This is a genomic window from Gordonia polyisoprenivorans NBRC 16320 = JCM 10675 (genome assembly GCF_000241325.1).
In the GTDB taxonomy this organism is placed as follows: domain Bacteria; phylum Actinomycetota; class Actinomycetes; order Mycobacteriales; family Mycobacteriaceae; genus Gordonia; species Gordonia polyisoprenivorans.
Genome location: NZ_BAEI01000068.1, coordinates 66,461 through 73,614, shown reverse-complemented (window position 1 = coordinate 73,614; position 7,154 = coordinate 66,461). Strand labels below are relative to the sequence as shown.

General features: G+C 69.7%; 7 protein-coding genes. 5 read left to right on the top strand and 2 right to left on the bottom strand.

The window, feature by feature from the left end; all coding sequences use genetic code 11:
- The first annotated feature begins 233 nt into the window (after positions 1-233).
- The 4 genes from GOPIP_RS17940 (at position 234) to hflX (ending at position 4,601) form a co-directional block, all read left to right on the top strand.
- Positions 234-1,124 (top strand): class III extradiol ring-cleavage dioxygenase family protein, encoded by an 891-nt coding sequence (locus GOPIP_RS17940; RefSeq protein WP_006371178.1) that lies wholly within the window; start codon positions 234-236, stop codon positions 1,122-1,124.
- Entirely contained in the window at positions 1,111-2,034 is a 924-nt protein-coding gene (gene miaA, locus GOPIP_RS17935) for a tRNA (adenosine(37)-N6)-dimethylallyltransferase MiaA (RefSeq protein ID WP_006371177.1), read from the top strand. The genes GOPIP_RS17940 and miaA overlap by 14 nt, the downstream gene beginning before the upstream one ends.
- The gene (dapF, locus tag GOPIP_RS17930) at positions 2,031-2,951 is read left to right on the top strand and encodes a diaminopimelate epimerase (protein ID WP_006371176.1); all 921 of its coding nucleotides are present in this window, start codon (positions 2,031-2,033) and stop codon (positions 2,949-2,951) included. The genes miaA and dapF overlap by 4 nt, the downstream gene beginning before the upstream one ends.
- Positions 2,952-3,089: 138 nt before the next feature.
- Entirely contained in the window at positions 3,090-4,601 is a 1,512-nt protein-coding gene (gene hflX, locus GOPIP_RS17925) for a GTPase HflX (RefSeq protein ID WP_006371175.1), read from the top strand.
- A 56-nt stretch (positions 4,602-4,657) separates the two neighbouring features.
- Here hflX and GOPIP_RS17920 read toward each other — a convergent pair whose 3' ends face one another.
- The gene (locus GOPIP_RS17920; RefSeq protein ID WP_020171488.1) at positions 4,658-5,860 is read right to left on the bottom strand and encodes an MFS transporter; all 1,203 of its coding nucleotides are present in this window, start codon (positions 5,858-5,860) and stop codon (positions 4,658-4,660) included.
- Positions 5,861-5,913: 53 nt separating this feature from the next.
- Here GOPIP_RS17920 and GOPIP_RS17915 point away from each other — a divergent pair, with 53 nt between their 5' ends.
- Complete coding sequence (locus GOPIP_RS17915; protein ID WP_035728365.1) at positions 5,914-6,672, top strand: AraC family transcriptional regulator; 759 nt, start codon at positions 5,914-5,916, stop codon at positions 6,670-6,672.
- Positions 6,673-6,802: 130 nt separating this feature from the next.
- Here GOPIP_RS17915 and GOPIP_RS17910 read toward each other — a convergent pair whose 3' ends face one another.
- Entirely contained in the window at positions 6,803-7,063 is a 261-nt protein-coding gene (locus GOPIP_RS17910; protein ID WP_006371172.1) for an HPr family phosphocarrier protein, read from the bottom strand.
- Positions 7,064-7,154 lie beyond the last annotated feature (91 nt).

Sequence of the window (7,154 nt, the reverse complement as noted above, 5' to 3'; positions counted from 1 at the left end):
CATGTGCAGGTGCCCCTTCCCGCCTTGTGGTGCCGCGCGTCACGGCTGCCGTTTCACTTCGATCCCCGGCCGCGTTGGCCGCCGGGCTGGAGTCCATTCAAGCAGCTCAGAGTTCATCGCGTGTGGGCTGCGGAACAATGGGTACCGCTCGTCGCCCGATCGGCGGGGTCGGGCCGCGAACGCCCGCCCGGGGTGCCCACGGTGGCGCTGCGCCGTCGACTAGCGTCGAGCACGTGTTCAGCTGCGCGGTATTCGTCCCGAGTGCGCCCCTGCTGGTACCCGAACTCGCCGGTCCCGACGCCGTCGACACGCGGCCGGTCCGTGAGGCGACGCGTTCGGCGGTGCGGGCGCTGGCGGCCTCGGCCACCCGATGGGTTGCCCTCGGCGCCGACGACGCGCCGGCCGTTCCGGCGAGCGGGCCCGCCGCAGCCGTGCTCACCGACCGGCCGCGATGCGGCACCGATGTGGCCGTCACCGGGACCTTTGCGCGCTTCGGTGTCGACCTACCGGTGACCCTGGATCCCGCCGTGGAGGAGGCTTGCGCGCAGGCCGACGCCGAGCCGGTGCGACCGCGATTGCCGCTGTCGATGCTGATCGCCGCCTGGCTGCGGGAACAGGCGGGCGCCGACCGCGTGACGCCGGTGGTGCTCGACCCGTCGGCGAGCCCCGCACAGTGCGCGGCGGTGGGGGACGAGATTGCGGCGGCGCTGTCGGCGGTGTCCGAATCGGTGGGTCTGCTCGTGGTGGGCGACGGCGCGACCGCGTTGTCCCCGAAAGCTCCGGGCGGTGGCGAACGCGCATCGGCGGTGCGGTTGCAGAAGCGGATCGACACCGCCCTCGAATGTGGGGATCTGGACACTCTGGCCGACCTCGACGCGCAGGAGTGCGATGCCGAGGGTGTCGGTGGACGAGTCGCCTGGCAGGTCGCAGCGGCGGTGGCCCGGGCGTCGGGCGCGCACACCGATGTGGACCCCGCCCGGTTGGACCCCGCCCGGTTGGACCCTGCCCGATTGGACACCGAATGCCTGTATGCCGCAGCACCGTTCGGCGTGGGGTACGTCGTCGCTCGCTGGACCCCGCTCCCAGCCGGACCCCGAACAGGAGCCGATCATGACCGGCGGTGACATCGGGGCGCCCGTTCCGGTTGCGGTGGTGGGTCCCACGGCGGTCGGCAAATCCGATCTCGCGCTCGATCTCGCCGAGGCCCTCGACGGGGAGATCGTGAACATCGACGCGATGCAGCAGTACCGCGGAATGGACATCGGCACCGCGAAACTCACCGTCGCACAGCGTCGTGGTATCACCCATCACCAGATCGACGTCCTCGACGTGACCGAGATCGCCACGGTCGCGCGATACCAGGCCGCGGCCACGCGCGACATCGAGGAGCTGCTCGCGGCCGGCCGGACCCCGGTGATCGTCGGCGGATCGATGCTCTACATCCAGGGACTGCTCGACGACTGGAAGTTTCCGGCGACCGACCCGCAGGTGCGTGCGCGCTATGAGGAGATGCTGGCGCAGATCGGCGTCGCCGCCCTACATCGCAGGCTCGCCGAGGTCGACCCCGCCGCGGCCGAATCGATCCTCGACACCGACGGCCGCCGGATCGTCCGGGCACTCGAGGTCGTCGAACTCACCGGAGAGCCGTTCGCCGCGTCGGCTCCCAAGATCGGTGAAGCGCGCTGGGGTACAAGGATTCTCGCTCTCGACAGAGAAACCGCTGACCTTGACGAGCGGATTGCCGCGCGCACCGCGGAGATGTTCGCCAACGGCCTGGTCGACGAGGTGGCCAGGCTGGCCGAGAACGGGCTGCGTGAGGGGCTCACCGCGCGCCGGGCGATCGGATACGCCCAGACCCTGGCCGCCCTCGACGGCGAGTACGACCTCGACCGGGCCGTCGAGCTGACCGTCATCGGCACCCGGCGCTATGTTCGCCGGCAACGTTCCTGGTTCCGACGTGATCATCGGATCGTGTGGCTCGACGCCGCGGCCACTGACCTCACCGATCGGGCACTGGCTACCCTGGACCGGTGACGACCAGCGCCTCGACCACCGCCGCCGAATCGAAGAGTGGCCTGCCGTTCGTGAAGGGCCACGGCACCCAGAACGACTTCGTCATCCTCACCGATCCCGCGGTCGAGATCGCGCTGGGTGCCGATCTCGTCGCCGCACTGTGCGATCGGCAACGTGGTATCGGCTCCGACGGACTGTTGCGGGTCGCGCGATCGGGTGCGCTGGTCGCGGCGGGGGTGCTCGAGGCCCTGCCGGACCGGGTGAACCCCGACGACTGGTTCATGGACTATCGCAACGCCGACGGCTCGATCGCCGAGATGTGCGGCAACGGGGTCCGTGTCTTTGCCCATCATCTGCGCGCGTCGGGACTCGTGGGCACCGACGAATTCACCGTGGGTTCGCGCGCCGGCGCGCGACCGGTCGTCGTGCACTCCTTCGACCGACTGCGCGCCGACGTCAGTGTGCAGATGGGCCCGGCGAGCGTCGGGGAGCCCTCGACGGTCCGCATCGGCGACGATCTGTACCCCGGGGTGGCCGTCGACGTCGGCAACCCGCACCTGGCCTGTGTGGTTCCCGAACTCGATGCCGACGACCTGGCCGCCGTCGACTTCTCCCGGGGTGTCGTGATCGACCCCGAGGTCTTCGCCCACGGAGCCAACGTCGAACTGCTGACCGTCCCGGAGGCCGTCGACGGACGGCTGTACGCCCGGATGCGGGTGTTCGAACGTGGGGTCGGCGAAACCCGAAGCTGTGGAACGGGTTTGGTCGCCGCAGCGGCGGCCGCACTACGTCATCGGGGTGAGCGGGTCGGGGAGTTGGTGATTGACGTGCCCGGCGGGCGGGTCGAGGTGCGCATCCTCGCCGACGATGCGTGGCTGCGCGGCCCGTCGGAACTGGTCGCCGACGGCGCGTTGCGCGCCGGGTGGGACGGATCCTGACACGACCGGCGAACGCTTCCGCCGACAGCCGGGGGCGCCGACAGCCGGTCGGAACGGTCCGGGCCGTGGAGTCGTCGCCGGGCGCCGCGAAATATTCGTGTGCGCTGCATCGTTGCCGCATGCGACCATGGAAGGCGTATGAGCAACACGACACACACCGCATATCCCATCCCGACCCCTGATCTCGCCGAGGACACCGGTATCCCCGAGGACACCGGAGTCACCGACGACCAGGGCATCACCGGGAGTCACCGGACCGACGAGCCGACCACCGGTGAACTCCAACTGTCCGAGCGTGCCTCGCTGCAGCGCGTGGCCGGTCTGTCGACCGAACTCACCGACATCACCGAGGTCGAGTACCGGCAGCTCCGACTCGAACGCGTCGTGCTGGTCGGCGTCTGGACCGAGGGCACCTCGGCGCAGGCGCGGGCGGCGATGACCGAGCTCGCCGCACTGGCCGAGACCGCCGGGTCGGCGGTTCTCGACGCCGTCATCCAACGACGCAATGCCCCCGACCCCGGCACCTACATCGGGTCGGGCAAGGCCGAGGAACTGCGCGAGATCGTGCTGGCCACCGGCGCCGACACCGTCATCTGCGACGGTGAGCTCACCCCCGGTCAGCTCACCGCGCTGGAGAAGGTCGTCAAGGTCAAGGTCATCGACCGGACCGCATTGATCCTCGACATCTTCGCCCAGCACGCCACCTCCCGCGAGGGCAAGGCACAGGTGTCGCTGGCCCAGATGGAGTACATGATGCCCCGCCTGCGTGGTTGGGGTGAGTCGATGTCCCGGCAGGCCGGTGGCCGTGCCGGCAGCAACGGTGGTGTCGGCCTGCGCGGACCCGGTGAGACCAAGATCGAGACCGATCGTCGCCGGATTCGTGAACGCATGGCCAAGTTGCGGCGCGAGATCCGGGACATGAAGAAGGCGCGCGTGACCAAGCGATCGGCTCGCAGCCGCAGCGCGGTGCCGTCGCTGACGGTCGCCGGCTACACCAATGCCGGGAAGTCGTCGCTGGTCAACGCGATGACGGGCTCGGGCATGCTGGTGCAGGACGCCCTGTTCGCGACCTTGGACCCGACGACCCGCCGGGCCACGCTCGACGACGGTCGCGAGGTGGTCTTCACCGACACCGTCGGCTTCGTCCGCCACCTGCCGACCCAACTCGTCGAAGCCTTCCGCTCCACCCTCGAGGAGGTCGTCGACGCCGACCTGCTGTTGCACGTCGTCGACGGCAGCGACGAATTCCCCGCCGAGCAGATCGCCGCGGTCCGCCGGGTGATCAACGAGGTCGTCGCCGAGGAGGGGGTGTCCGCGCCGCCGGAACTGTTGGTGATCAACAAGATCGACTCGATCGACCACACCCGGATGACAGAGTTGCGGGCGATGGCCCCCGACGCGGTGTTCGTCTCGGCGCGCACGGGTGAGGGGTTGCCGGCGCTGTTCGATCGGGTACGGGACTTCGTCGGCCGGACCGATGTCGAACTGACCCTCGCCGTGCCCTACACCCGGGGTGACCTGATCTCCCGCATCCACGAGGAGGGGGAGGTGCTCGCGAGCGACCACACCGCAGACGGCACCCGCATGACGGTACGGGTGCCGCAGGCCTTCGCCGGTCAGCTCGCCGACCTCGTGGTCACCCGGTCCTGACCGTCTCCGGTGCCGATCGAGTGCTGCCGATCGAGTGCTGCTGATCGCGGGTCGGTCTAGACCGCCTCGGGTGTGGGTGTCGGTTCGCGCAACCCGCTCGACAGGGCCAGCGCGAGGACCGGGATGCAGCCGAGCACGACGAACACGGCCTGCGTGCCCCACCGGTCGGCGACGATGCCCAACAACGGCATGAACAGACCGCCGGCACTGACCGCGAGTCCCAGGGTGACACCGGCCGCGGTGCCGGGGCGGTTGGGCAGATAGTCCTGGCCCAGCTTCACCAGCACGGCGAACGGGATGTTGGTCACCAGGCCGACCACGAAGACCAGGGGCAGGGCCGCGATCTGATGGCCGCACGCGAGCATGGCGAACAAGGCGGGGATCAGCGCGATGTTGCCGATCTGCACGGTGCGCACCATCCCGACGCGGTCACCGAGCCGGCCGCCGGCCAGCGTGCCGAACACCCCGCCCACCAATTGCAGCGTGAGGGCAAGTCCCGCAATCGAACTCGATGCACCGAGGTATCGGATCCAATACAGCGCGATAAAGGTGTTGACGCCGAAGGAGATCGTCGAGCGGACCACTTCGACGGCGGTCAAGGTGCCGAACATGCCCCAGCGGTCGACTCCGCCGCGGGCGATCCGCGCGGCGGGATGTACCACCGTTCGGCGTTGATGGCGCCAGAGGATGTATCCCATCACCACCGCCGGGCCGATGAACACCGCGGTCGCACCGACACCCCACGCATCGAGTGCCGGGGTGGCCAGGGCGGGCGCCAGGAAGAAGCCGACGCTGCCGCCGGCGGCGAACAGGCTCATCGCGCTCGCGCTGTCGCCCGCGGCGCTTCGGGCGTCGCGCCCGGCGGGTGGATGGAACATCGCCACACCGAAGCCGGAGATCAGCAACAGCATCCAGACCAGGGCATACGAGCCCGCGAGACCGGCGAGTCCGGCACCCAGCCCGGCCACGACCAGTCCGACCGGCGACATCCACCGCAGCCGATGGCGGTCGGCCAGTAGCCCGACGAGGACCTGTGGCAGTGCACTGCCGAGCGTCGCGGCAAGCGCGAGACCCGAGGCGCCGACGTAGGAGTAGTGCCGCTCCAGCACGAAGAACGGCACGGCGGCCGGTACCAGGCCCTGATAGAAGTCGTCGACCGCATGGGCGGTGGCCCAGATCCGCATGCGCTGCCATGACGACCCGGCGGGTCGGCGAGATCCCGGCGGAGTCGACTCGACGGCGGTGTCCTCGATGCTCATGGTTCCATCGTGGTTCGTCGCCGTGGTGCAGTCTTCCGATATTCTGTCGATTCATGTCGGAAAACAGCCAGCACGAGGATGTGGTGACCCAGTCGTCGTCACGTGCGGCAGGGGAGATCGTCGAACGCCATCGGCACACCGACGACCAGCTCATCTACGTCAGTCGCGGGGTGATCGCCGTTGCCACCGATGCCGGGGGATGGGTGGCGTCGTCGAATCGCGCGGTGTGGATTCCCGCCGAGACCTGGCACCAGCACCGATTCCACGGGTCCAGCCGGTTTCACACCGTGGGTTTCGCCGCCGTCGAACGAGTCCTCGACGCGGACGGTCCCGCGGTGATCTCGGTGACGCCGTTGGTGCGGGAGCTGGTGATCGCGGCCGCGGAGGACGCCCGCGGAGCCGACGAACTGTCCCGGATCCGCGCCGTGCTGCGCGATCAGCTGCGCCGCGTGCCCCAGGAGCCGGTCTCGTTGCCCGCACCCCGCGACGATCGCCTCGCACGTGCGTGCGATCTGGTGCTCGCCGACCTCTCGGTGCCCCGCCCGCTGGGTGACCTCGCGGCGGCCGCGGGTGCAGGCGAACGCACCCTTGCGCGACTGTTCCACGACGAGATGGGGATGACATATCCGCAGTGGCGCACCAACATCCGGGTGTATCAGGCGATGATCGCGCTCGCCGAGGGGCGCTCGATCACCGCGACCGCGCACGACTGCGGGTGGGCCACCCCGAGTGCCTTCATCTCGGCCTTCCGACAGGTGACCGGCCGGACCCCGCGCGCCTACCAGATCGAGACGGTCCCGGTGCGTTCCTGACCGGTCGGGGTTCTCCACCGCCGGAATCCCTCGGTCACAATCCCTGTGGGACAAGTGTTTCGGCCACAACGCCATCGGCCACCGACCCGCTGGGTCGGTGGCCGATGCTCGTCGGGGTCCGGTTACCCGGTCACTCGGCGTCGAGGTCGGTGGCGACCAACTTGGCGATCGCGTCGACGGTGGCCGGGTCCTCGGCGGTCACGACCACGTTGGTGCCCTTCTCGGCGCCGAGCGTCATGATCATCAGCGCCGATCCGGCGTCGACCGGCTCGCCGCCCTCGACGGCCAGGGTGATCAGGCCGCCGGCGTCGGCTGCGGCCTCGGCGATGATCGTCGCGGGGCGGGCGTGCAGTCCGACGGCGGAGCCGACGGCGACGGTGGTGCTGGGCATGATGGATTCTCCTTGACCTGTTCGGATGGGATGTACGCGGATGGGATCGAATCGGATGGGATCGGTGGTGAGGGACGGACCGTTCGCGGGC